This is a genomic window from Achromobacter piechaudii NBRC 102461, from assembly GCF_001571245.1.
GTDB lineage: Bacteria > Pseudomonadota > Gammaproteobacteria > Burkholderiales > Burkholderiaceae_B > Achromobacter > Achromobacter piechaudii.
The window spans coordinates 193,556-216,944 of record NZ_BCTK01000014.1 but is presented as its reverse complement, the minus strand read 5'-3'; the positions used below and the strand labels follow the sequence as shown (position 1 = coordinate 216,944).

Genomic DNA, 23,389 nt, shown 5'->3' with positions numbered 1-23,389 from the left:
GTCCGCCTGTCATCACGGCGATTAAACCGTGAATCATAACTTATAATTTCACCGGAAATAGCGCATAAATGCCGGCTATTCAAGCTTTGTAACGGGTTTGGCGCATACATACTGCCCAGTCCCGCCCTTCGGCCTTCGCTTATCGATTTTGCAATCCCTATGGCGCTCAATGACACAGATGTGGCCCGCATTGCCCGGCTGGCCAGAATCGAACTTACCTCCGACCAGCGCGCTGTTGCGCAGGCCGAACTCAACGGCATTCTGCACTTGATCGAACGGCTTCAATCCGTCGACACCCAAGGCGTCGAACCGCTGGCCCACCCCCTGTCCGCCCATGAAGACATTGTGCTGCGCCTGCGTGAAGACGCCGTGACCGAGGCCAGCTCGGAAACGCGCCGCGAGGCGCTGCTGGCCAACGCCCCCGACGCCCAGGAAGGCTTGTTCCTGGTCCCTAAAGTCCTCGACTAAGCCATGACAAAACCTGCCTTGCATACCCAATTCGAGGGGATCGCCGCTTTGCGCGCGGCCCTCGCCCAACGCCAGGTCAGCGCCGTCGACCTGGCGCAAAGCGCCTTGGCGGCCGCCGACGCGGCCAGCGGCCTGAATTGCTTTTTACATATTGACGCTGAATTGACGCTGGCCCAGGCCCGTGCCGCCGACAACGCCTTGGCCGCCGGTACCGCCGGCCCGCTGGCGGGCGTGCCGATCGCCCACAAGGACGCGTTCGTCACCCGTGGCTGGCGCACCACCGCCGGCAGCAAAATGCTGGAGGGGTACGTCAGCCCGTTCGACGCCACCGTGGTCGAGCGCCTGGGCGCGGCGGGCGCCGTGTCCATCGGCAAGCTCAACTGCGACGAATTCGCCATGGGTTCCGGCAACGAGAACTCGGCCTACGGCGTCGTGAAGAACCCCTGGGACCACGCCGCCGTGCCGGGCGGCTCGTCCGGTGGCTCGGCCGCCGCGGTCGCCGCCCGCCTGGTGGCGGCCAGCACCGGCACCGACACTGGCGGCTCGGTGCGCCAGCCCGCCGCGCTTTGCGGCGTCAGCGGCATCAAGCCGACTTACGGCACCGTCTCGCGCTATGGCATGGTGGCCTTCGGCTCCAGCCTGGACCAGGCCGGCCCGTTGGCGCAAAGCAGCCGCGACCTGCTTGAGCTGCTGGACGTCATCAGCGGCTTCGACCCGCGCGACGCCACCAGCCTGGAAAAATGCGACGGCGCCGTGAACGAACCCGGCCGCGTCCGCCGCGACTTCGACGCCGCGCAAGCTGCGTTCGACGCCGCCGGCAGCCAGCCTCTGAAGGGCTTGCGCATCGGCGTGCCGGAAGAATATTTCGGCGCCGGCCTGGCGGCTGATGTGGCCGCCTCGGTCGAGGCCGCGCTGGCGCAGTTCGAAGCGCTTGGCGCCGTGCGCGTGCCCGTGTCGCTGCCGCGCACGGAACTGGCCATCCCGGCTTACTACGTGATCGCTCCGGCGGAAGCGTCCAGCAACCTGGCTCGCTACGACGGCGTGCGCTACGGACACCGCGCCGAGCAGTACGGCGACCTGAACGAGATGATCAGCCGCTCGCGCGCCGAAGGCTTCGGCGACGAGGTCAAGCGCCGCATCCTGATCGGCACCTATGTGCTGTCCCACGGTTACTACGACGCCTACTACCTGCAGGCGCAGCGCCTGCGCCGCCTGATCGCGCAAGACTTCCAGCGCGCCTACGCCGGCCAATGCGACGTCATCATGGGCCCGGTCACGCCGTCGGTCGCCAAGAACATCGGCGACAACCGCGACGACCCCACCGCCGACTGGCTGGCCGACGTCTACACCCTGGGCGTCAGCCTGGCGGGCTTGCCCGCGATGTCGATCCCCTGCGGCTTTGGCGGCGACAACGGCAAGCGCCCCGTCGGCCTGCAGATCATCGGCAACTACTTCGACGAAGGCAAGCTGCTGGCCATCGCCGACCGCTACCAACAAGTGACGGACTGGCACAAGCGGTCCCCGCTCTGATGATGCCCCCACGCTTCCTGCGCCTGCTGCCCCTGGACGGGGCCGCGCGCGCCTGGAGCGGCCCGGCGCCGCTGCGCTGCGGCACTATTGATTGGAACTACAGATAATGAACTGGGAAATCGTCATCGGCCTGGAAACGCATACGCAGCTTTCCACCGACTCCAAGATTTTTTCGGGCAGCAGCACCCAATTCGGCGCAGCGCCCAACACGCATGCCAATGAGGTGGACCTGGCCCTGCCGGGCAGCCTGCCGGTCATGAACCGTGGCGCGGCCGAACGCGCCATCCGCTTCGGCCTGGCCGTGGGCGCGACCATCGCGCCGCGCTCGGTTTTCGCGCGCAAGAACTACTTCTACCCTGACTTGCCCAAGGGCTATCAGATCAGCCAATACGAGCTGCCCGTTGTCGTCGGTGGATCGCTGTCGTTCTTCGTCGGCGAAGAAGAAAAAACCGTCAACCTGACGCGCGCCCACCTGGAAGAAGACGCCGGCAAATCGCTGCACGACGACTTCACGCTGGCCAACGGCTCGCCGGCCAGCGGCATCGACCTGAACCGCGCCGGCACGCCCTTGCTGGAGATCGTGACCGAACCCGAAATGCGTTCGGCCGCCGAAGCCGTGTCCTACGCGCGCGCGCTGCACAGCCTGGTCGTGTGGTTGGGCATTTGCGATGGCAACATGCAGGAAGGCTCGTTCCGCTGCGACGCCAACGTGTCGGTGCGCCCGGTCGGTCAGAAGGAATTCGGCACCCGCACCGAGATCAAGAACGTCAACTCGTTCCGCTTCCTGGAACGCGCCATCGTCTACGAGGCGCGCCGCCAGATCGAACTGATCGAGGACGGCGGCACGGTGGTGCAGGAAACGCGCCTGTACGACGCCGACCGCGACGAAACGCGCAGCATGCGCAGCAAGGAAGACGCGCACGACTACCGCTACTTCCCGGACCCCGACCTGCCCACGCTGGTGATTTCGCCCGCCTGGGTCGATGAAGTGCGCGCCGCCATGCCCGAACTGCCGGCCGCGCAGCGCGCCCGCTTCGAAAAGGAATTCGGGCTGCCTGCGTACGACGCCGCCCAATTGACCGTCAGCCGCGACCTGGCCGCTTACTTCCAGGCGGTGGCGAACGCGCTACCGGCGGGCCAGGCCAAGCTGGCCGCGAACTGGGTCATGGGCGAAGTGGCCGCCGCCTTGAACAAGGAAGAAAAGAACATCGCCGAATCGCCCGTGCAGGCGCCGGCGCTGGCCGCCCTGATCGGCCGCATCATCGACGGCACGATCTCGAACAAGATCGCGCGCGAAGTGTTCGGCGCCATGTGGGCCGGCGAAAACGGCGGCGACGCGGACGCCATCATCGACGCACGTGGCTTGAAGCAGATCAGCGACACGGGCGCCATCGGCGCCATGATCGACGAAGTGCTGGCCGCCAACCCGGCGATCGTGGAAGAGTACCGGGCCGGCAAGCAGAAAGCGTTCAACTCACTGGTCGGCCAGATCATGAAGGCCGCGCGCGGCAAGGCCAACCCGCAGCAAGTGAATGACCTGCTCAAGGAAAAGCTCGACAACTGATAGTCGGCGTAGGATCAGTCCTACAAAAGGCCGCGGCATCTTGCCGCGGCCTTTTCTTTTTTCAAGAATGGGGACTCAACTTTTGTTCGGAGTGCTCCATGTCTGACTACATCGAAGTTCCGCAGGAAACCGTGGCCGACCGCCTTGAAGCGCTGATCCAGGCGGCGCATAACGGGGCGCGCGTTGTGATCATGCGGGATGGCAAGGCGCGGGCATACATTCGGCCGGCAAATCCTGAAATGACGCCCGACGCCTACGATGCTCTGCTCGCACTCAAGCATTTTCCACGCGACCACGGTGTGTCCGACGAACAACTGCGCGCCTGGCAAGAAGAGGACCGACGTTGAACACGGTCCTGGACGCGTCCGTGGCATTGGGCTGGCTGGTCCACCGAAGCGATCCTTCGGAAGCCATGCTGGCAAACCATCTGTTCGAGGAAATCGAGCATTTCAATATGCTCGTGCCGCAGCATTGGCACGTGGAAATAGCCAACGGCATGCTGCGCTTGCAGCGGGCGAATATCATCGCTTCCGGACGGGTGACATCCTTCATGGCGCGTATTGGATCGTTTCCAATCCGCACCGACACAACTGGCACGCCTCGCCAATGGTCAGTCACCCATCAGCTCGCGCTTGCCCATGCCCTGACCGCCTACGATGCCACCTATCTTGAGCTGGCGGCCCGGTCCGGCAGTTGCCTGGCAACCTTCGACCGCAAACTTGCCGACGCGGCCAGGGCGCATGGCGTTTCGGTATTCGGGCAGGCTCATGGAGTAGCGGAACCCATGGCGCGCTATGGCTAAGGCGCCCGGCGCGTCGCACCGGGCAGCCTGACATCCGGGTTGTTACTTCACCCCATACTTCGTGCGATACGCCTGCACCGCATCGCGGTTTTCCGCGAACGACGCGTCGTCTTGCAGCAGGGCCATGATGTCCGACAGCGACGCAATCGCCACCACCGGGATGCCGTAGGTCTTGGCTACGTCCTGCACGGCGGAATGCGCCGACAGCGCGTCGTCCGCGCCCGCGCGTTCCATGCGGTCCATGGCGATCAGCACGGCGGCCGGCTCTGCGCCCGCGTTGCGGATGATTTCCACCGACTCGCGCACCGACGTGCCCGCCGTGATCACATCGTCGATGATGACGACTTTGCCTTCCAGCGGCGCGCCAACCAGGGTGCCGCCTTCGCCGTGATCCTTGGCTTCCTTGCGGTTGTAGGCAAACGGAACGTCGTTGCGCCCGTCCATCGCCGGGTGGCCCGCCAGCGCTACCGCCGTCGCGGTGGCCAATGGGATGCCCTTGTAGGCCGGCCCGAACAGCATGTCGAACTGCACGCCGGAATCCAGCAGCGCCTGTGCGTAGAACTGCGCCAGCTTGCCCACCGCGCGGCCGCTGTTGAACAGGCCGGCATTGAAGAAGTACGGGCTGATCCGGCCCGATTTGACCTTGAAGCTGCCGAAGCGCAGCACGCCTTCATCAAGGGCGAAGCGGACAAAATCGAGGGACGTGGCGGTAGAAGTGGCGGCGGGCATGCGAAAGGTCCGGTAGATAGCAAACCCTCGCATTTTATCCGGTGTCCGAGCCATTTCCTGCCCCCGCCGCCGAGTCGGTTAAATTCCTGGCATTGTTCCGGCCGCAAGGGCCGCCTTACAGGAGTTTCGCTTTGCTGCGCATCACGTCGATCAATCTCAACGGCATCCGGTCCGCCTTTCGCAAGGGTCTGCAACCCTGGATGGAAAAGCACGCCGCGGACATTCTTTGCCTTCAGGAAATCAAGATCGCCGACGCCGACCTGACCGAGGACCTGCGTCACCCGCCCGGCTACACCGGCCATTTTCACCACGCCGTCAAAAAAGGCTATAGCGGCGTGGGCATCTACCTGCGCGATGCCGCCGAACGCGTGAACATCGGCCTGGGCTGCGAAGAATTCGACCCCGAGGGCCGCATCATCCGCGCCGACTGGAAGAACCTGTCGGTGATCAGCGCCTACCTGCCCTCCGGCTCCAGCGGCGACGAACGCCAGCAGGCCAAGTATCGATTCCTGGATCGCTTCGGCCCGTGGATCGATGCGCTGATGCACGAACACAAGACCACCGGTCGCGAATTCGTCATCTGCGGCGATTGGAACATCGCCCACAAGGAAATCGACCTGAAGAACTGGAAGGGCAACATGAAGAACTCGGGCTTCCTGCCCGAAGAGCGCGCCTGGCTGACCGACGTGTTCGACAAGCGCGGGTTCGTGGACGTGTTCCGCACCATTGACGACCGGCCCGACCAATACACCTGGTGGAGCAATCGCGGCCAGGCATGGGCCAAGAACGTCGGGTGGCGGATCGACTATCAGATCGCCACGCCGGGCATCGCCGCCCGCGCGCGCAACGTCGCGATCTACAAGGACGAACGCTTTTCGGACCACGCGCCGCTGACGATCGACTACGACACGACGCTTTAAGCTTGCGGGCCGGCTCGGCCGGCCCCTGCCTCAACACGCCGTCGCCCGACAGCGTCGACGTCCCCGCCTACACAATTATTAAATGGGGACGTATAAATACAAAAATGGTCTGCACCTGCCGTCCCCGTTCGCGCGAAACCCTTGTATTCATGGGGAAAACGGGCGATCCGACCCGCCGACCAACCATGCCATAAAACGGGGACGTATTAATTTTCCCAGAAAAATCAATGCTTCCGATAACAATCGGCTTCGCGGCAGGATCAAAACGCATCTCCCCTTATTGATACGACCCCATTTTAAACAAAGAAAAACCGCTTTCTTTTCAAGGCTCTACCCACATTGGAGGGCTTTGCGCAGAGCAACAAATATCCATACACTTGCGCACCATGACGGTGCAGTCGATGCACCAGAATAATCAATCTGCGCCCCAAATTGGCGCAAGACGCACCCATTCGTAGCACCCCCGAGGAGATCATGTTGAAAGTGCAGAGTCTGGACGACTTCCTGCGTGCCGTCGCCGCGCGCGACCCGCAACAGCCCGAGTTCATGCAAGCCGTCCAGGAGGTCATGTGGAGCCTGTGGCCTTTCATCGAAAAGCACCCGCACTACGCCGAGCACGCGCTGCTTGAGCGTCTGGTCGAACCGGAACGCGTCATTCAATTCCGCGTGTGCTGGACCGATGACCGTGGCCAAGCCCGGGTCAATCGCGCTTTCCGCATCCAGCACAGCTCGGCCATCGGCCCGTTCAAGGGCGGCATGCGCTTTCACCCCTCGGTGAACCTGTCCATCCTCAAGTTCCTGGCTTTCGAGCAGACGCTGAAGAACTCGCTGACGACCCTGCCCATGGGCGGCGGCAAGGGCGGATCCGACTTCGACCCCAAGGGCAAGTCCGACGCCGAAGTCATGCGTTTCTGCCAGGCGCTGATGATCGAACTGTATCGCCACCTGGGTCCCGACACCGACGTCCCGGCCGGCGACATCGGCGTGGGCGCGCGGGAAGTGGGCTTCATGGCCGGCATGATGAAAAAGCTGTCGAACTCCACCGCCAGCGTCTTCACCGGCAAGGGCCTGACCTTTGGCGGCAGCCTGATCCGTCCGGAAGCCACGGGCTATGGCACGGTGTATTTCGCCGAAGAAATGCTCAAGCGCGTGGGCAAATCGTTCGACGGTCTGCGCGTGTCGGTGTCCGGCTCGGGCAACGTGGCGCAATACGCCATCGAAAAGGCCATGTCCCTGGGCGCCAAGGTCGTGACCGTGTCGGATTCGAACGGTACGGTGGTCGACGACGCCGGATTCACGCATGAAAAGCTGGTTGCGCTGATGCACATCAAGAATGACCTGCGCGGCCGCCTGGACAGCTATGCCCAGCAATTTGGCCTGAAGTACGAAGCGGGCAAGCGCCCGTGGCACGTGCCGGTGGACGTGGCCCTGCCGTGCGCCACCCAGAATGAACTGGAGCTGGCCGATGCGCAAACGCTGATCAAGAACGGCGTGTTGTGCGTGGCCGAAGGCGCCAACATGCCCGCCACGCTGGACGCCGCCAAGGCCTTCATCGCCGCGCGCGTGCTGTACGCGCCGGGCAAGGCGTCGAACGCCGGTGGCGTAGCGGTGTCGGGCCTGGAAATGGCGCAGAACTCCGCGCGCCTGTCATGGACGCGCGAAGAAGTGGACACCCGCCTGCACGCCATCATGCGCGACATCCACGAAAACTGCGTGCGCCACGGCCATAGCGAGCGCGAATACGTCAACTACCTGGACGGCGCCAACATTGCCGGCTTCGTCAAGGTTGCTGAGGCAATGCGCCAGCAAGGCCTGTACTGATAAAGGAAACGCGCGCGGCGCTCAGTGCTTCATGGCGCCGTGATCGTGGCTCATGCCGGGGTTGTGCGAGGCCGGCTTGACCTTGAACTGGACGGCGACCTCGCCGGCCTTTTCGAACTTCAGCGTGGCGGGCACCGTATCGCCATCCTTGAAGGGCGCGCGCAGCTTGATGAACATGACGTGGTACCCGCCCGGGCTGAGTTTCACCTCGGTATCGGCGGGCACCGCGATGCCGCCTTCCACCTGACGCATCTTGGACACGCCGTTCTCGGTCTGCACCGTGTGCAGCTCGACCCGTTCGGCGGCGTCCGACGTCACCGACACAAGGCGGTCCGCGGTCTTGGCATCGTTGTCGATGTCCATGTACCCCGCTCCATTCGATTGACCCGGCGCGGATGCGCGCACCCAAAGATCGTCAATCTCGACCTGGCCAACCTTGTAGTCCTTGGCCCACGCCGAGCCGGCCGTACACAGGCCCAGGGCGGCAATGAGTGCGAACTTGCGGATGTTCATGGGGTGTCCTCCTAGTGGGTTAACGCCGCCGGACCAAGCTGCGGGCGGCTGACAGAACCGAATCGGTCAAGGCTTCCATCGCCTCGGAGTTTACCCGCCAATGCTGCCAATACAGCGGCACATCCTCCCAGGCGCGGCTGCGAAGCATCATCAGATGACCGGCATCAAGATGTTCCTGCACCAAGGGCAGCGGATTCATCGTCCAGCCCAGGCCGCCCAGCGTCGCCTGCACGAACGCGCGCGTGGACGGCACCCACCACACGGGTGGCTGCCACGGCGCGGGATCTGAAATCTTGTGGGCAAAGCGCGCCTGCAATGCATCCTTGCGGTTAAAGACCAGCACCGGCGCCTGCGCCATCGTCTGCGCGTTCACGCCCTGGGCGAAATAGCGCTTGTGAAACTCGGGCGTGCAGGTCGCCACGTAACGCATGCTGCCCAGCGCATGGATGCGGCAACCCTGCACCGGGTCGGCCAGCGTCGTCACCGCCCCCAGCACCGAGCCGTTGCGCAACAGCGCGGCGGTGTGGTCCTGGTCTTCGGACTGCATGTCCAGGGTCGCGCGAGTGCGCTGGGAAAACAGCAGCGCGGCATCAACGAACCAGGTTTCCAGGCTGTCGTGGTTGACCGCGATCGGGATGCTGGCGTGCGGCACTTCGTCATCCGACACCCCCAGCCGGTTCAGCGCGTCGTGCTCCAGCAGCGCCGTCTGTTCGGCCAGCTGCACCAGCACCTGGCCATCGGCCGTGGCTGCCGCCGGCACGGTGCGTTGGACCAGCAAGCGGCCCATGCGGTCTTCCAGGGCCTTGATCCGCTGCGAGACGGCCGATGGCGTCACGCTGAGAGACAGCGCCGCGCGCTCGAAACTGCCTTCGCGGATCACCGCGGCCAGCGCGCGAAGATTGCCATGGTCGATTTTCACAGATTAGCTCACCTTAATATAGTGAAGGAAAATTAGCTGTATTTCATATCAATGGCAAGGGAAAATACCTTATTGCCGAACCGCGCAATGCGTTCGGAACTCTTATCAAAGCGCCGCCACAGGCGTTGCAGTCACAGGTATTTGCATCATGTTCGCCACCTTGTCATCCCCCCTCTTCCTTACTGCCTGGGCCAGCGGAACGGCCACCGGGCTGGGTCTGTTCGCCGTCGTGGGCGCGCAAAGCGCCTTCATCCTGCGGCAGGGGCTGATGCGTGCCCATCTGCTCAGCGTGGTCGCCATCTGCGCCTTGATCGACGCGGTCTTCATCTTCGCCAGCGTCTCGGGGCTGCAAGCGCTGACCACCTGGTTTCCCTGGCTGACGACCGCCGTGCTGTGGTTCGGCGTGGCCTTCCTGTCCTGGTACGCCGTGCAGTCCGCACGCCGCGCCTGGACGGCCACGGGTGGCCTTGCCGCCGCGCGCGACGTGGTGCCCTCGCGCCGCGCCGCGATGCTGGGCGCGTTGGGCTTTTCGCTGCTGAATCCGCATTTCTGGCTGGATATGGTGGTCGTGGGCTCGCTGGCGCACGGGTTCGACGACGCCCGCATGGCGTTCGCAGCGGGCGCCTTCACCGCCAGCCTGCTTTGGCTCGCCGTGCTGGGCATCGGCTCGCGCCTGTTCGCCCGCTTCTTCGCCAGCGCCTTGGCCTGGCGCGTGCTGGACGGCGTCATCGCCGTGATCATGGCGGCCCTGGCGGCCAGCCTGGCCATCAAGGGCATCTGACGCGGACAGCCCCCGCCTGCAAGGTCTGCCGCGCCTGACTTGGCGCGGCGGCTTGGCGGTTACCGTCGGGTTTGCGGTTGCCTTCGGGGTTGCCTTCGACTTTGCGTTCGCCTTTGCCATGGCCATGGCGTTCACTACAGCTTCCGCCGCCGCCTCCGCCTCGCCCCCCTCCCTCTTCACTTTTATAATGCGCCGTTGCCACTCTTTCGTCGGGCGCACGGCCGGCCCGCCAGACGATCATGCGCGGACCTACCCCTTCCAAAGACGTGCGGCTGCCGCCGTTGGCCGCCATCCAGGCCTTCGAAGCCGCCGCGCGCCTCGGTTCCTTCGAGCGCGCCAGCGAAGAACTGTTTGTCACCGCCAGCGCCATCGGCAAGCGCATTGCCGCGCTGGAGGCGATGCTGGACGTCTCGTTGTTCATCCGCAGCAGCCGGGGCGCCACCCTCAGCGCCGCCGGGCGCGACTACCTGAGCCAGGTGCGCACCGCGCTGGACCTGTTGTCCGACGCGTCCCTGCATCAGCGGGGTGAACCCAAGCCCGAGCCGCTGCGCGTGGTGTCCACGCCCACGTTCGCCCGGCAGGTACTGATTCCCTACCTGCCCGGGTTCACCGCCGCGCATCCCGAAGTGGAATTGGAAATCATGCTGTCCATCCCTTACCTGGACATCATGCCGCCCAACGCCGACGTCTGGGTGCGCTTTGGCAGCGGCAAGCATCCCGGCCTGCACGCCCGGCAACTGACCAACGACCCCGTCTTCGCCGTCTGCTCGCCCGCCTATCTGGCGTCGCGCGGGCCTTTCAATCGCCCGCAGGACCTGGCGCGCGCCGAGCTGCTGCGTTGTCCCATGGAGCCCTGGCGGCCCTGGCTGGACGCGGCCGGCCTGGACTGGCCGGAACCTTCGCGCGGCGTCTGGCTGGTGGATCTGGGCATGATGCTGGCGGCCGCCCGCGCAGGCCAGGGCGTGGCTCTCACTCGTCGCAGCCTGGCCGCCGAATGGCTGGACGAAGGCAAGCTGCTTCGCGTCACCGACATTGAAATCCCGGGCGAGTCGCAGTATTACCTTTGCACCGAGGCTTCGCGCACGCCCCGCCGCGTGGTGCAAGCGTTTTCCCTATGGCTGCAAGAGGTCTGCAAACTGGCGGCCCAGGACCCGCGCGGCCTGCACGCCAGTCAGGAATAAATTTCCAGTGATGGGCGGAAGGAATTTCCGCACAACGCGCCCTGCCGCTCGCTAGGATGCCGCGAACGCCGCTGTCTGCCCCCACATCGACCCGATCAGGCCCGCGTGCGACATCGCGACGAACGGCTGGCGGCCCCTTGCGCCCGTACTAGGTATTTACGCGGAAAAGGCCCGCGCGGTCAGATTCGCGTAAGCGATTAAGCAGACAGTCACAACACGCAACACAGGAGAGCGCCGCATCACGTAACACGCCGATCAGCGCCGGCACACGGTTTTCCACGCAGTTCACTAATTACTACAACGGAGACATCCATGGATTTTCGTTTGAAGCTGCTAGCAGGAACCCTTGCATTTGCCGCATCGGCCGCGTCCTACGCGGCCGACCCCATCAAGATCGGCGTGGCCGGACCCTACACGGGCGGCTCCTCCTCGATGGGCGTCAGCATGCGCGACGGCGTGCGCCTGGCCATTGAAGAGATCAACAAGAGCGGCGGCGTGCTGGGGCGCCAGCTGGTTGCCGTCGAACGCGACGACGAAGCCAAGAACGAGCGCGGCGTGCAGATCGCGCAGGAACTGATCAACAAGGAACAGGTGGCCGCCACGGTCGGCTACATCAACACCGGCGTGGCGCTGGCCTCGCAACGTTTCTACCAGGACGCCAAGATCCCGGTCTTCAACAACGTGGCCACGGGCAGCGTGATCACGCACCAGTTCAAGGCGCCGGAATACCCCGACAACTACGTGTTCCGCAACGCGGCCAATGACAGCATCCAGGCCCCGATGATCGTTGAAGAAGCGATCACCCGCCGTGGCTTCAAGAAGGTCGCCATCCTGGCCGACTCCACCAACTACGGCCAGCTTGGCCGCGAAGATCTGGAAAAGGCGCTGGACGCCAAGGGCATCAAAGCCGTGGCCGTCGAGAAGTTCAACATCAAGGACGTCGACATGACGGCCCAGCTGTTGAAAGCCAAGGCCGCCGGCGCCGAAGCCGTGCTGACCTACGGCATCGGCCCCGAACTGGCGCAGATCGCCAACGGCATGACCAAGCTGGGCTGGAAGGTGCCGATCATCGGCAGCTGGACCTTGTCGATGGCCAACTACATCGACAACTCCGGCGCCAACGGCGAAGGCGCGCGCATGCCGCAGACCTTCATCCAGGACCCGGACACGCCCAAGCGCAAGGCGTTCATCGACGCCTACCTGTCCAAGTTCAAGCCCAAGAACAACCGCATCGATTCTCCGGTGTCGGCCGCGCAGGGCTATGACTCGGTCTTCCTCCTGGCCGCCGCCATCAAGCAGGCCAACTCCACCGACGGCCCGAAGGTGCGCGAGGCGCTGGAAAACCTGCAAACGCCGGTGGAAGGCGTGGTGATGACCTACAACAAGCCGTTCACCCACGACAACCACGACGCCATCACGGCCAAGGAAGTGGTCATCGGCGAGGTCAAGGGCGGCCGCGTCGTCAAGGCCAACTAAGCCTCGCAACAGCAGGAAGGCGGCGGCTTCCCGGCCGCCGCCGCCCGCGTCCCGACCATCGGACGCGGGGCATGCAGCCGCCTGAAATCAGCGTTCTGCCCAAGGGGGTTGGGACGGAACACAGCGCCTCAAGACACACACCATGATTCTTCTACAGCTTATCTACAGCGGTATCGCGCTAGGCATGATCTATGCCGTGATCGCGTTCGGATACCAGCTCACCTTCGCCACGTCCGGCACGCTGAACTTCGGCCAGGGTGAAGCCCTGATGCTGGGCGCGCTGGTCGGGCTGACGCTCGTCGGCCTGGGCGTGAACTACTGGGTGATGATCCCCATCGTCTGCATATTCGGCTTCGCGCAGGGTGCGCTGGTCGAGCGGGTCGGGGTGCGCCCGGCCATCAAGACGCGATCGGAATTCGGCTGGATCATGGCCACCATCGCGCTGGGCATCATCTTCAAGAACGTGGCGGAGAACATCTGGGGCCGGGACGACCTGCGCTTTCCCTCGCCGCTACCCGAAGCGCCCATCCAGGTGCTGGGCGCCAACGTCCTGCCGATGGAGCTGCTGGTTGTGTTCGGCGCGCTGGGCATGATGATCCTGGTGGAAATCTTCAACCGCAAATCCATCTACGGCAAAGCCTTCGTCGCCACGTCCAACGACCGCGACGCGGCCGGCCTGATGGGCATCAACACCGGCATGGTGATCACGTTTTCGTATGCGCTGTCCTCGCTGACCGCCGCCTTCGCGGGGGTGCTGGTGGCGCCGCTGACGCTCACCGGCGCGACCATGGGCGCGGTGCTGGGCTTGAAAGCATTCGCCGTGGCGATCATCGGCGGCCTGTCCAGCGGGATGGGCGTCGTGGTGGGCGGCCTGATCCTGGGGATCGCCGAAACGACCACCGGATTCTATCTATCGACGGGGTACAAGGACGTGCCGGGATTGGTGTTGCTGCTGCTCGTACTGACCTTCAAGCCCGCCGGCCTGTTCGGCAAGACCGCGATCAAGAAGGTGTAAGCGATGAAACCCTTGCACCTCCTCCTATCCGTCGTGGCCATCGCCTGCCTGGCCGCCGTGCCCCTGGGCGTGACCAACACGTATTACCTGCACCTGATCGAAACGATCATGATCTATTCGATCCTGCTCTTCGGGCTCGATATCGTCGTCGGCTACACCGGCCAGGTGTCGCTGGGCCACGCCGGCCTGTTCGGCATCGGCTCGTATGTGGCCGGCGTGCTGTTCTTCCATTTGCAGATGCCCATCTGGGTGATCCTGCCAGCCGCCATCCTCATCGCCGCCGCCTTCGGTGCGGTGCTGGCGCTGCCGGCGTTGCGGGTGACGGGGCCTTATCTGGCAATGGTGACCCTGGCGTTCGGCACCATCATCCAGATCCTGATCAACGAAATGACCTTCATGACCGAAGGCCCGCTGGGCATCAAGATTCCCAAGCCTTCCATCGGTGGCCACATCCTGACCAAAAGCGAGTACTTCTGGCTGGTCGGCGCGCTGCTGGTGATTTCGCTGATCGTCGTGCACCGCATCCTGAAGTCGCACCTGGGCCGCTCGTTCGAGGCACTGCGCGACAGCCCCATCGCGTCCGACTGCATGGGCGTGTCGGTCTACCGGCACAAGGTGTTCGCCTTCGTGATCAGCGCCGGCTTCGCGGGCCTGGCGGGTGCGCTCTACTCGTATTCGGAACAGTACATCTCGCCCAACACCTACAACTTCGAACTGACCATCCTGTTCCTGCTGGCCATCATCATGGGCGGCCGCAAGAGCCGCACAGGCGCACTGCTGGGCGCGTCCATCATCGTGCTGCTGCCCAAGATGCTCGATGACATCAGCACCTTCCGCCTGATCGCGCTGGCCGTGGCTGTGCTGGTCACGGTGGGCAGTATCGTCGCCGTGTCCAAGGGCCGCGCCGAACCGCGCCGCGTCGTCGTGCCGGTGGTGGGCACCATCGTGCTGGCTGTCTTTTCGTACTGGCTGGAGGCCGTGACCGACTGGCGCCTGACCATCTTCGGCGCCATGATCCTGTTCGTCGTGTACTACCTGCCCGACGGCATCGTGGGCTTCGTGCGCAACCTGTTCTTCTCGAACCGCCGCGCGGCGCTGTCGGTCAAGACGGACCTGGTCAAGGAACAGGAGGCCGTGCCGGACGCCGTCGCGGGCAAGGGCGAAACGCTATTGAACGCCAAGAACGTGCTGATGCAATTCGGCGGTCTGAAGGCGTTGAATGAAGTCGACCTGACCGTCAAGCGCGGCACCATCCATGGCCTGATCGGCCCGAACGGTTCGGGCAAGAGCACCATGATGAACGTGCTGACCGGCATTTACGTGCCCACGGCCGGCGCGGTCGAATTCTCGGGCAAGTCGCTGGTGGGGCTGCCGCCTGCCGACATCGCCGCCGCCGGCATCGCGCGCACGTTCCAGAACGTGCAACTGTTTGGCGAGATGACAGCGCTGGAGAACGTGCTGGTCGGCCTGCACCACACCTTCACCACGGGGCTGGCCAGCATTGCGCTGCGCACGTCCAAATGGAAGAGCGAAGAGCAAGGCGCCCGCGCCCGCGCCATGGCGCTGCTGGAATTCGTGGGCCTGGAATCGCTGGCCAACGAAGAGGCCCGCAACCTGCCCTATGGCAAGCAACGCCTGTTGGAAATCGCGCGCGCGCTGGCGCTGGACCCGCAACTGCTGCTGCTGGACGAACCCGCCGCCGGGCTGACCGCGCCCGACATCGTCGAACTGCTGGCGATCATCCGCAAGGTGCGCGACCACGGCATCACGCTCATCCTCATCGAGCACCACATGGACGTGGTGATGGGGGTGTGCGATACGGTCTCGGTGCTGGACTTCGGCCAGAAGATCGCAGAGGGCCTGCCCAACGAAGTACAAAGCAACGCCAAGGTTATCGAGGCGTATCTGGGCGGCGCGCCCGCCTGACGCCAAGAGGACAACAAGATGCTATCGATCAAGAATCTGGAAGCGGGTTACGGCAAGGTCAAGGTGCTGCACGGCATCAGCATGGAGGTGCCCAAGGCGAAGGTCGTGACGCTGATCGGTTCCAACGGCGCGGGCAAGACCACGACGATGCGCGCGCTGTCGGGCATGATCCGCCCCACGGCGGGCGAGGTCACGCTGGGCGGCAAGCGCATCGACGGCCTGGAATCGCACCGAATCGCGCGGCTGGGGCTGGCGCATTCCCCGGAAGGCCGGCGCGTGTTTCCCACGCTGTCGGTCACCGACAACCTGTTGCTGGGCGCGTTTCCGCGCCTGACGGGCAGCCGCCCCAAGGGCGACGTGCAGGCCGACCTGGGCCGCGCCATGGACCTGTTCCCGCGCTTGAAGGAACGGCGCGATCAACTGGCCGGCACGCTGTCGGGCGGTGAGCAGCAGATGCTGGCGATGGCACGCGCCGTGATGCTGAACCCGGAACTGGTGTTGCTGGACGAACCCTCGATGGGGCTGGCGCCGATCCTGGTGGAAGAGGTGTTCCGCATCATCGCGCGCTTGAAGGACGAAGGCGTGACGATGCTGCTGGTGGAGCAATTCGCCGCTGCCGCCTTGCAGGTGGCCGACTACGGCTACGTGCTTGAAAACGGCAGGATCTCTGTGCACGGCAGCGCCGACAAGCTCAGGGATGACCCCGCCGTGGTGGCGGCCTACCTGGGCGGCGGCCACTAAGACGGCAAAACGCGACGGTCCGCATCGACTGCGGAGCCGTCGCGTGCGAGCCGGGCGCGGGCGACACGCCCTGCGCCCGAGTCGTTTCTTAGACGATCGTCAGCGTGACGTCGATGTTGCCACGCGTGGCATTCGAGTACGGGCAGACGATGTGCGCTGCGGCGACCAGCTTTTCGGCTTGCTCGCGGTCCATGCCCGGCAACGAGATCTTCAGCTCGACTTCGATACCGAAGCCGGTCGGGATCGCGCCGATGCCCACGATGCCGTTCACCGACACGTCGGCCGGAATGGCGATCTTGTCGCGGCCGCCGACGAACTTCATCGCGCCCAGGAAGCAGGCCGAATAGCCCACGGCGAACAGTTGTTCGGGGTTGGTGCCGGCTGCGCCCGCGCCGCCCAGTTCGCGCGGCGTGGTCAGCTTGACGTCCAGGTTGCCGTCATCGCTGACGCCACGGCCTTCACGGCCGCCGGTAGCGGTGGCATTGGCGCGATAGATAACTTTTTCGATAGACATGATGCGTTTCCTTTGTAGGATGAAAAGTTGAACTGCCTGGCCGGGCGGGCCTTCCCGCGCCGGCGCTTACTGATGACGTGCAAACCTGCCTGACTGCTTACCACTTATCTAGTGCACGACTATATCGTGCGCTATTTATTAGACCGGATGATGACAGGCATCACCCATCCTTCAAATACTGTCGACCAGCTTTTCCCGCAGCGCGTGCAGCGCTTTCATCATGCCCTGCGCCTCGTCCAGCGTGCACTGCGCGGCAGCGGCCACCGCGTGCGGCACGGCCTCGGCCTGTTCGCGCAAGTCGCGGCCTTGCCGGGTCAGGCCGACGATCACCTGGCGTTCGTCGTCCACCGCGCGCTTGCGGGTCACCAGACCGGCGGCTTCCAGCCGCTTGAGCAGTGGCGTCAGCGTGGCCGAATCCAGGAACAGCCGGGCGCCGATATCCGTCACCGTGATGTCCTCGCCTTCCCACAGCACCAGCATCACCAGATACTGCGGATAGGTCAGGTCCAGCCCGCGCAGCAGCTTGCGGTACACCTTGTTCATCGCCAGCGAGGTCGAGTACAGGGCGAAACACAGTTGGCTGTCCAGCAGCAGCGGGTTGAACGCGCTTTTGGCTTTGGGAAGAACTCTGGCCTTGGATTTCATTGCGCAATATTAAATAGCGCACTATTTAACGTCAAGGATTTTTTTTCAAAGCGCGCGGCGTGCGCTCAGGCCGCGTGCTCGCCTTCCACCGTGCTGCGGTCCGACCCGTATTGTTTCAGGCCGTCCAGATCCAGCACGCGCACGGCGCCGTACTCCACATTCAGCAACCCCGCTTCTTCCAGCTTGCGCAGCGCCTGGTTGGCGCGCTGACGCGACACCCGGGCCAGATAGCCGACTTCTTCCTGTGTAATCGTCAGCCGCATCCCCATGCCGGGGTACAGCAAAGGGTTGAACAGTTCAGCCAGGCAGCGGGCCACGCGCGCATCGGGATCCAGCAAGCGATCGTATTCGGCCTTGCCGATGAACTGCGCGACGCGCTCGTTCAGTTGATGCAACAGGTAGCGGTTGAACGGAATGCTGGTGTCCAGCAGCCAATCGAACGTGGGCGCCGGCAGCCGCGCAACGACGGAATCGCGCAGCGCGACGATGTCATATTTGCGGACTTCGCGTTTGAGCAGCGAACCCTCGCCGATCCAGCCACCAGCGGGCACGCCCGTCAGCGAGGCGACCTTGCCTTCGGCATTACCGACCGACACTTTGACCAGCCCGGCCAGGACGCCAATCCAAGCCTGTGCGAGTTCCCCTTTGCGCTCTATGATCGATCCGGCAACGACCTGCTGCACAGAGAGGTCCCGCTCGACGCGAGTTTGCTGCTCGGCGTTGAGCACGCGAAACCACGCCGCGGCAAGTTGAAGGGAGTCGGATAGCTGCATCGGGAATACCCTGAAAATTCCTTGAATGTCGCGATGGTGACAGTTGGTAGCAAGCCAACCTTATACCTTAAGTCCTGCCGTAAATCTAAAACCAACTGGTCAAGCCCCTCATCGCCACTGCCGCTCCCGCGGCCCCCTGGCGCGGTGTGCCCAAACCGGAGGAGACAACGTGGCACATTCATCGCCCGCATCCGCACAGGTGCCGGCGGCGCTGGACACCTTTCCAGCGCTGCTGTTCGCGCATGCCAATGTTCGTGGGTCGCGGCCCGCGATCCGAGAGAAAGATCTGGGGATCTGGCAAACCCTGACGTGGTCCGACGTGGCCACGCATGTACGCCATGTGGCCAATGGCCTGGCGGCGCTGGGCATCCGGCCCGGCATGCACGTGGCGGTCATCGGCGAGAACCGGCCGCGCCTGTACATGGCGATGATGGCCACGCAGTCGCTGGGCGCCATTCCCGTGCCGCTCTATCAGGATGCGGTCGCGCAGGAAATGGTCTATGTGCTGCAAGACGCCGAGATCAGCGTGGCGGTGGTGGAAGACCAGGAGCAGGTCGACAAGATGCTGGAAGTGCGCGAGCAATGCCCCGCGCTCAAGCATGTAGTGTTCGATGACCCGCGCGGCCTGCGCCATTACACCGACCCGATGCTGCAGTCCTACGAAAAGCTGGAAGCACTGGGCCAGGAATACGCGGCGCAGCATCCCGATTTTCTGGATCGCGCCATCGCTGCCGTGCAGCCGCACGACCCGGCCGCCATGTTCTATACGTCGGGCACCACCGGCAAGCCCAAGGGCGTCGTACTGACCCATCACGCGCTGATCGACCGCGCGCGCGCCGTGTCCGACATGGAAAAGCTGACCGACAAGGAAGACGTGCTGGCCTATCTGCCGCCCGCCTGGATCGGGCAGAACATGTTCTCGTATACGCAGCTTCTGGTGACGGGCTTCACGGTGAATCATCCCGAGTCGCCCGACACGGTATCGATCGACATGCGCGACATCGGCCCCACCTATTACTTTGCGCCGCCGCGCGTGCTGGAAGGCCTGTTGACGCATGTGATGATCCGCATGGAAGACGCGGGTTACATCAAGCGCAAGCTGTTTGGCGCATGCATGAAGCTGGCGCGCCGCGTGGGCACCCGCATCCTGGATGGCGAATCCGTCAACGCCTGGGACCGGCTGCGCTACGCGCTGGGCAACGCACTGATCTACGGCCCCTTGCGCAACGCGCTGGGCATGAGCCGCGTGCGCGTGGCCTATACGGCGGGCGAAGCCATCGGACCGGACCTGTTCGTGTTCTACCGGTCCATCGGCATCAACCTCAAGCAGTTGTACGGCTCGACGGAAACGTCCGTGTTCGTCTGCGTGCAGCCCGACGGCCAGGTGCGCGATGACACGGTGGGCCCGCCCGTGGCCGGCGTAGAAATCCGCGTGGCCGACAACGGCGAAATCCTGGTCAAGAGCCCCGGCCTGTTCAAGGAGTACTACCGCAACCCGGATGCCACGCAGGAGGCACGCAGCGCCGACGGCTGGTTCCACACCGGCGACGCAGGCTATCTGGACACCGATGGCCAGTTGAAGATCATCGACCGCGCCAAGGACGTGGGCAAGCTTGCCAACGGCAGCCTGTTCGCGCCCAAGTACATCGAGAACAAGCTCAAGTTCTTCCAGCACATCAAGGAGGCCGTGGCCTTCGGCGCCAATCGCGATGATGTCTGCGCCTTCATCAACATCGACCTGGAAGCCGTAGGCAACTGGGCCGAGCGGCGCGGACTGCCCTACGCGGGCTACACCGATCTTGCCGCCAAGGAAGAGGTCTACCAACTGATCGCCGAATGCGTCGAGCAGGTCAATGCCGACCTGGCCACCGATCCCAAGCTGTGCGCGTCCCAGGTCAGCCGATTCCTGATCCTGCACAAGGAACTGGACCCGGACGACGACGAACTGACCCGCACGCGCAAGGTGCGCCGCGCATTCATCGCGCAGAAATACGGCGTGCTGATCGATGCGCTGTTCGGCGGCAAGCAGTCGCAATTCATCGAGACCGAAGTGAAGTTCGAAGACGGACGCACCGGCAAGATTTCAGCCGACCTGAAGATCTGGCCCGTCAAGACGTTTCCCGCCATCACAGCCCGAGCCGCGTAGAGATCATGAGCAACAACGACCGCGACCAGCGTATTGGCGACGTCATGCTGGACATGCAGAACATCTCCCTGTCCTTTGGCGGCGTGAAGGCGCTGACGGACATCTCCTTCAATGTGCGCGAGCATGAGATTCGCGCCATCATCGGCCCCAACGGCGCGGGCAAGAGCTCGATGCTGAACGTCATCAACGGCGTCTATACGCCGCAGCAAGGCGGCATTGAATTTCGCGGCCAACGCTTCTCGAAGATGAACCCGCGCCGCGCGGCCGAAATGGGCATCGCGCGCACGTTCCAGAACCTGGCGCTGTTCAAGGGCATGAGCGTGCTGGACAACATCATGACCGGCCGCAACCTGCGCATGAAATGCGGGCTGCTGTCGCAGGCGTTTCGCCTGGGGCCGGCCGAGCGCGAAGAAACCCAGCACCGCGAATTCGTCGAGAACATCGTCGACTTCCTGGAAATCCAGGCATACCGCAAGACGCCCGTGGGCCGCCTGCCTTATGGCCTGCAAAAGCGCGTGGACCTGGGCCGCGCGCTGGCGATGGAGCCGCGCCTGTTGCTGCTGGACGAACCCATGGCCGGTATGAACATCGAGGAAAAGCAGGACATGAGCCGCTTCATCCTGGATGTGAACGATGAATTCGGCACCACCATCGTGCTGATCGAGCACGACATGGGCGTGGTCATGGATATTTCCGACCGCGTCGTGGTGCTGGACTACGGCAAGAAGATCGGCGATGGCCGCCCGGACGAAGTCCGCGCGAATGAAGACGTCATCCGCGCCTATCTTGGCGTGTCGCACTGAGGCGGACAGACATGGGATTTTTTCTAGAGACCTTATTCGGCGGCCTGATGAGCGGCATGATGTATGCGCTGATCGGCCTGGGCTTCGTCCTGATCTTCAAGGCGTCCGGCGTCTTCAACTTCGCGCAGGGCGCGATGGTGCTGGTGGCCGCCTTGTCGATGGCGCGCTTTTCCGAGTGGATACCGCGCTGGCTGGGCTTTGACAACATGATCCTGGCCAACGTGCTGGCCTTCATCGTCAGCGCCATGGTGATGTTCCTGCTGGCCGTGGCGATCGAACGCTTCGTGCTGCGCCACCTGGTCAACCAGGAAGCCACCACGCTCTTGATGGCGACGCTGGGCATCAGCTATTTCCTGGACGGCCTGGGGCAGATCACGTTCGGCAGTTCGGTGTACTCCATCAACGTGGGCATGCCGAAGGATCCGATGATGATCCTGGAATCGGTTTTCGAAGGCGGGTTGCTGATAAACCTTGAAGACCTGACTGCGGCTGTCATCGCGGCCTTGCTGGTCGCCGCGCTGGCGCTGTTCTTCCAATACACATCCACTGGCCGTGCCCTGCGCGCGGTGGCCGACGACCACCAGGCCGCGCAGTCCATCGGCATTCCGCTGAACCGCATCTGGGTGATCGTGTGGTGCGTGGCGGGCCTGGTCGCGCTGGTGGCCGGCATCATCTGGGGGTCGAAGTTCGGCGTGCAATTCACGCTGTCCACCGCCGCGCTGCGCGCGCTGCCGGTGGTGATCCTGGGCGGCCTGACCTCGGTGCCGGGTGCCATCCTGGGTGGCCTGATCATCGGTGTGGGGGAAAAGCTGTCCGAGGTGTACCTGGGGTCGCTCGTGGGCGGCGGTATCGAAATCTGGTTCGCCTATGTGCTGGCGCTGGTGTTCCTGCTGTTCCGTCCGCAAGGGCTGTTCGGCGAGAAGATCATCGACCGCGTGTAAACCACCAGGCCTCTAGGATAAAAACATGTTCTATCGCGAAAACGGCCAGTTCAAGACCACGTACCGGGCCGACCAGCAGATCTTCCCGATCCGCCAGGACCGCATCTTCATCTGGCTGCTGCTGGCGGTGGCGTTCATCGCCGTGCCGGCGCTGTCTTCCGACTACCTGCTGCGCGCCATCCTGATCCCGTTCCTGATCCTGTCGCTGGCGGCCGTAGGCCTGAACATCCTGGTGGGCTATTGCGGCCAGATCTCGCTGGGCACCGGGGCCTTCATGGCGGTGGGCGCGTATGCGGCCTGGAACTTCGGCGTGCGCTTTCCGGGCATGCCGCTCGTCATCCAGATTCTGCTGGGCGGCTGCTTCGCCACCTTGGTGGGCGTGATCTTCGGCATACCCAGCCTGCGCATCCGGGGCCTGTACCTGGCAGTGGCCACGCTGGCGGCGCAGTTCTTTGTGGACTGGGCGTTCCTGCGCATCCCCTTCTTCACCAACTACTCGTCGTCGGGCAACGTGTCGGTGCCGCCGCTGACGGCGTTCGGGCTGCCGGTGCAATCGGCCATGGAAAAGTACCTGTTCGTGCTGATCCTGGTGGTGATCTTCAGCCTGCTGGCCAAGAACCTGGTGCGCGGCGCGATCGGCCGGCAATGGATGGCGATCCGCGACATGGACGTGGCGGCTTCGGTCATCGGCATCCGCCCGATGTACGCCAAGCTGACGGCGTTCGCGGTCAGCTCGTTCATCGTGGGCGTGGCCGGCGCGCTGTGGGGCTACATCCACCTGGGTTCCTGGGAACCGCTCGCGTTCGATCTGACGCGCTCGTTCCAGTTGCTGTTCATGGTCATCATCGGCGGGCTGGGGTCGATCATTGGCAGCTTCTTTGGCGCGGCCTTCATCGTGCTGGTGCCGGTGGCGCTGTCGAACATCCCGCATGCGTTGGGCATCCCGCTGTCGGTGGACACCGCCGCGCACATCGAACACATGGTGTTCGGCGCGCTGATCGTGTTCTTCCTGATCGCCGAACCGCATGGCCTGGCGCGTCTGTGGAGCATCGGCAAGGAGAAGCTGCGCATCTGGCCCTTCCCGCATTAAGAGAGGGCCCACCCCGAAGCGCCGAAGGCGCGTTCCCCTCAAGGGGCGCCGCTGGGGACCGGCAAAGCCGGATCCGCCGCGGCCCCGCTGA

Annotated in this window: 23 protein-coding genes; 17 read left to right on the top strand and 6 right to left on the bottom strand. The window is 64.0% G+C overall.

Translation table 11 applies throughout. The annotated features are described in order from the left end of the window. Nucleotides 1-159 precede the first annotated feature (159 nt). From gatC to API01S_RS25710, 5 genes are all read left to right on the top strand, one after another. A complete protein-coding gene (gatC, locus tag API01S_RS25730) occupies nucleotides 160-468 on the top strand; it encodes an Asp-tRNA(Asn)/Glu-tRNA(Gln) amidotransferase subunit GatC (RefSeq protein WP_006216321.1) in 309 nt (102 codons plus the stop codon). 3 nt (nucleotides 469-471) lie between these two features. Next, complete coding sequence (gene gatA / locus API01S_RS25725; RefSeq protein ID WP_050728489.1) at nucleotides 472-1,998, top strand: Asp-tRNA(Asn)/Glu-tRNA(Gln) amidotransferase subunit GatA; 1,527 nt, start codon at nucleotides 472-474, stop codon at nucleotides 1,996-1,998. A 106-nt stretch (nucleotides 1,999-2,104) separates the two neighbouring features. Beyond that, on the top strand, nucleotides 2,105-3,562 hold the full coding sequence (gene gatB, locus API01S_RS25720; protein WP_061306491.1) for an Asp-tRNA(Asn)/Glu-tRNA(Gln) amidotransferase subunit GatB: 1,458 nt from the start codon (nucleotides 2,105-2,107) through the stop codon (nucleotides 3,560-3,562). 98 nt (nucleotides 3,563-3,660) lie between these two features. Further along, nucleotides 3,661-3,909, top strand: coding sequence for a hypothetical protein (locus tag API01S_RS25715; protein WP_050728487.1), 249 nt, complete (start codon nucleotides 3,661-3,663; stop codon nucleotides 3,907-3,909). Then, entirely contained in the window at nucleotides 3,906-4,364 is a 459-nt protein-coding gene (locus API01S_RS25710; protein ID WP_061306490.1) for a type II toxin-antitoxin system VapC family toxin, read from the top strand. Before API01S_RS25715 ends, API01S_RS25710 begins: the two co-directional genes overlap by 4 nt. Nucleotides 4,365-4,406: 42 nt before the next feature. Here API01S_RS25710 and pyrE read toward each other — a convergent pair whose 3' ends face one another. Continuing rightward, nucleotides 4,407-5,126, bottom strand: coding sequence for an orotate phosphoribosyltransferase (pyrE, locus tag API01S_RS25705; protein ID WP_156487185.1), 720 nt, complete (start codon nucleotides 5,124-5,126; stop codon nucleotides 4,407-4,409). A 98-nt stretch (nucleotides 5,127-5,224) separates the two neighbouring features. Here pyrE and API01S_RS25700 point away from each other — a divergent pair, with 98 nt between their 5' ends. Both API01S_RS25700 and gdhA read left to right on the top strand, forming a co-directional pair. After that, on the top strand, nucleotides 5,225-6,013 hold the full coding sequence (locus API01S_RS25700) for an exodeoxyribonuclease III (protein WP_039882487.1): 789 nt from the start codon (nucleotides 5,225-5,227) through the stop codon (nucleotides 6,011-6,013). A 474-nt stretch (nucleotides 6,014-6,487) separates the two neighbouring features. Further along, nucleotides 6,488-7,834 carry an NADP-specific glutamate dehydrogenase gene (gdhA, locus tag API01S_RS25695; protein ID WP_061306488.1) on the top strand — a complete coding sequence of 449 codons (1,347 nt, stop codon included), beginning with the start codon at nucleotides 6,488-6,490 and terminating at the stop codon, nucleotides 7,832-7,834. A gap of 21 nt (nucleotides 7,835-7,855) precedes the next feature. On the opposite strand, the gene API01S_RS25690 is transcribed toward gdhA, so the two are convergent. Beyond that, complete coding sequence (locus tag API01S_RS25690; protein WP_006216329.1) at nucleotides 7,856-8,347, bottom strand: copper chaperone PCu(A)C; 492 nt, start codon at nucleotides 8,345-8,347, stop codon at nucleotides 7,856-7,858. 19 nt (nucleotides 8,348-8,366) lie between these two features. Further along, nucleotides 8,367-9,266 (bottom strand): LysR family transcriptional regulator ArgP, encoded by a 900-nt coding sequence (locus API01S_RS25685; RefSeq protein WP_061306487.1) that lies wholly within the window; start codon nucleotides 9,264-9,266, stop codon nucleotides 8,367-8,369. 148 nt (nucleotides 9,267-9,414) lie between these two features. On the opposite strand from API01S_RS25685, the gene API01S_RS25680 reads away from it, so the two are divergent. The 6 genes from API01S_RS25680 (at nucleotide 9,415) to API01S_RS25655 (ending at nucleotide 16,386) form a co-directional block, all read left to right on the top strand. Beyond that, nucleotides 9,415-10,047, top strand: coding sequence for a LysE/ArgO family amino acid transporter (locus API01S_RS25680; RefSeq protein ID WP_061306486.1), 633 nt, complete (start codon nucleotides 9,415-9,417; stop codon nucleotides 10,045-10,047). A gap of 239 nt (nucleotides 10,048-10,286) precedes the next feature. Beyond that, a complete protein-coding gene (locus API01S_RS25675) occupies nucleotides 10,287-11,228 on the top strand; it encodes a LysR substrate-binding domain-containing protein (protein WP_050728484.1) in 942 nt (313 codons plus the stop codon). Nucleotides 11,229-11,540: 312 nt separating this feature from the next. Beyond that, nucleotides 11,541-12,704 (top strand): ABC transporter substrate-binding protein, encoded by a 1,164-nt coding sequence (locus tag API01S_RS25670; protein WP_006216334.1) that lies wholly within the window; start codon nucleotides 11,541-11,543, stop codon nucleotides 12,702-12,704. 142 nt (nucleotides 12,705-12,846) lie between these two features. Further along, nucleotides 12,847-13,719 carry a branched-chain amino acid ABC transporter permease gene (locus API01S_RS25665; protein WP_006216335.1) on the top strand — a complete coding sequence of 291 codons (873 nt, stop codon included), beginning with the start codon at nucleotides 12,847-12,849 and terminating at the stop codon, nucleotides 13,717-13,719. Nucleotides 13,720-13,722: 3 nt separating this feature from the next. Beyond that, nucleotides 13,723-15,645: a branched-chain amino acid ABC transporter ATP-binding protein/permease gene (locus API01S_RS25660; RefSeq protein ID WP_050728482.1), complete on the top strand. Its 1,923-nt coding sequence runs from the start codon at nucleotides 13,723-13,725 to the stop codon at nucleotides 15,643-15,645. Between the two features lie 18 nt (nucleotides 15,646-15,663). Beyond that, nucleotides 15,664-16,386: an ABC transporter ATP-binding protein gene (locus API01S_RS25655; RefSeq protein WP_050728481.1), complete on the top strand. Its 723-nt coding sequence runs from the start codon at nucleotides 15,664-15,666 to the stop codon at nucleotides 16,384-16,386. Nucleotides 16,387-16,474: 88 nt separating this feature from the next. Here API01S_RS25655 and API01S_RS25650 read toward each other — a convergent pair whose 3' ends face one another. The 3 genes from API01S_RS25650 to API01S_RS25640 form a co-directional block, all read right to left on the bottom strand. Continuing rightward, nucleotides 16,475-16,900 (bottom strand): organic hydroperoxide resistance protein, encoded by a 426-nt coding sequence (locus tag API01S_RS25650; RefSeq protein ID WP_061306485.1) that lies wholly within the window; start codon nucleotides 16,898-16,900, stop codon nucleotides 16,475-16,477. Nucleotides 16,901-17,071: 171 nt separating this feature from the next. Further along, nucleotides 17,072-17,545 (bottom strand): MarR family winged helix-turn-helix transcriptional regulator, encoded by a 474-nt coding sequence (locus tag API01S_RS25645; RefSeq protein ID WP_006216339.1) that lies wholly within the window; start codon nucleotides 17,543-17,545, stop codon nucleotides 17,072-17,074. Between the two features lie 65 nt (nucleotides 17,546-17,610). Further along, nucleotides 17,611-18,318: a Crp/Fnr family transcriptional regulator gene (locus API01S_RS25640; RefSeq protein ID WP_006216340.1), complete on the bottom strand. Its 708-nt coding sequence runs from the start codon at nucleotides 18,316-18,318 to the stop codon at nucleotides 17,611-17,613. A 169-nt stretch (nucleotides 18,319-18,487) separates the two neighbouring features. On the opposite strand from API01S_RS25640, the gene API01S_RS25635 reads away from it, so the two are divergent. Genes API01S_RS25635 through API01S_RS25620 form a run of 4 tightly spaced genes read left to right on the top strand, consistent with a single transcriptional unit; the run spans nucleotide 18,488 to nucleotide 23,298 of the window. Then, the gene (locus tag API01S_RS25635) at nucleotides 18,488-20,464 is read left to right on the top strand and encodes an AMP-dependent synthetase/ligase (protein ID WP_006216341.1); all 1,977 of its coding nucleotides are present in this window, start codon (nucleotides 18,488-18,490) and stop codon (nucleotides 20,462-20,464) included. A 5-nt stretch (nucleotides 20,465-20,469) separates the two neighbouring features. Then, nucleotides 20,470-21,267, top strand: a complete 798-nt coding sequence (locus tag API01S_RS25630) for an ABC transporter ATP-binding protein (RefSeq protein WP_006216342.1) — start codon at nucleotides 20,470-20,472, stop codon at nucleotides 21,265-21,267. An 11-nt stretch (nucleotides 21,268-21,278) separates the two neighbouring features. Further along, nucleotides 21,279-22,208 carry a branched-chain amino acid ABC transporter permease gene (locus tag API01S_RS25625; RefSeq protein WP_006216343.1) on the top strand — a complete coding sequence of 310 codons (930 nt, stop codon included), beginning with the start codon at nucleotides 21,279-21,281 and terminating at the stop codon, nucleotides 22,206-22,208. Nucleotides 22,209-22,233: 25 nt separating this feature from the next. Continuing rightward, nucleotides 22,234-23,298 (top strand): branched-chain amino acid ABC transporter permease, encoded by a 1,065-nt coding sequence (locus API01S_RS25620; RefSeq protein ID WP_061306484.1) that lies wholly within the window; start codon nucleotides 22,234-22,236, stop codon nucleotides 23,296-23,298. Nucleotides 23,299-23,389 lie beyond the last annotated feature (91 nt).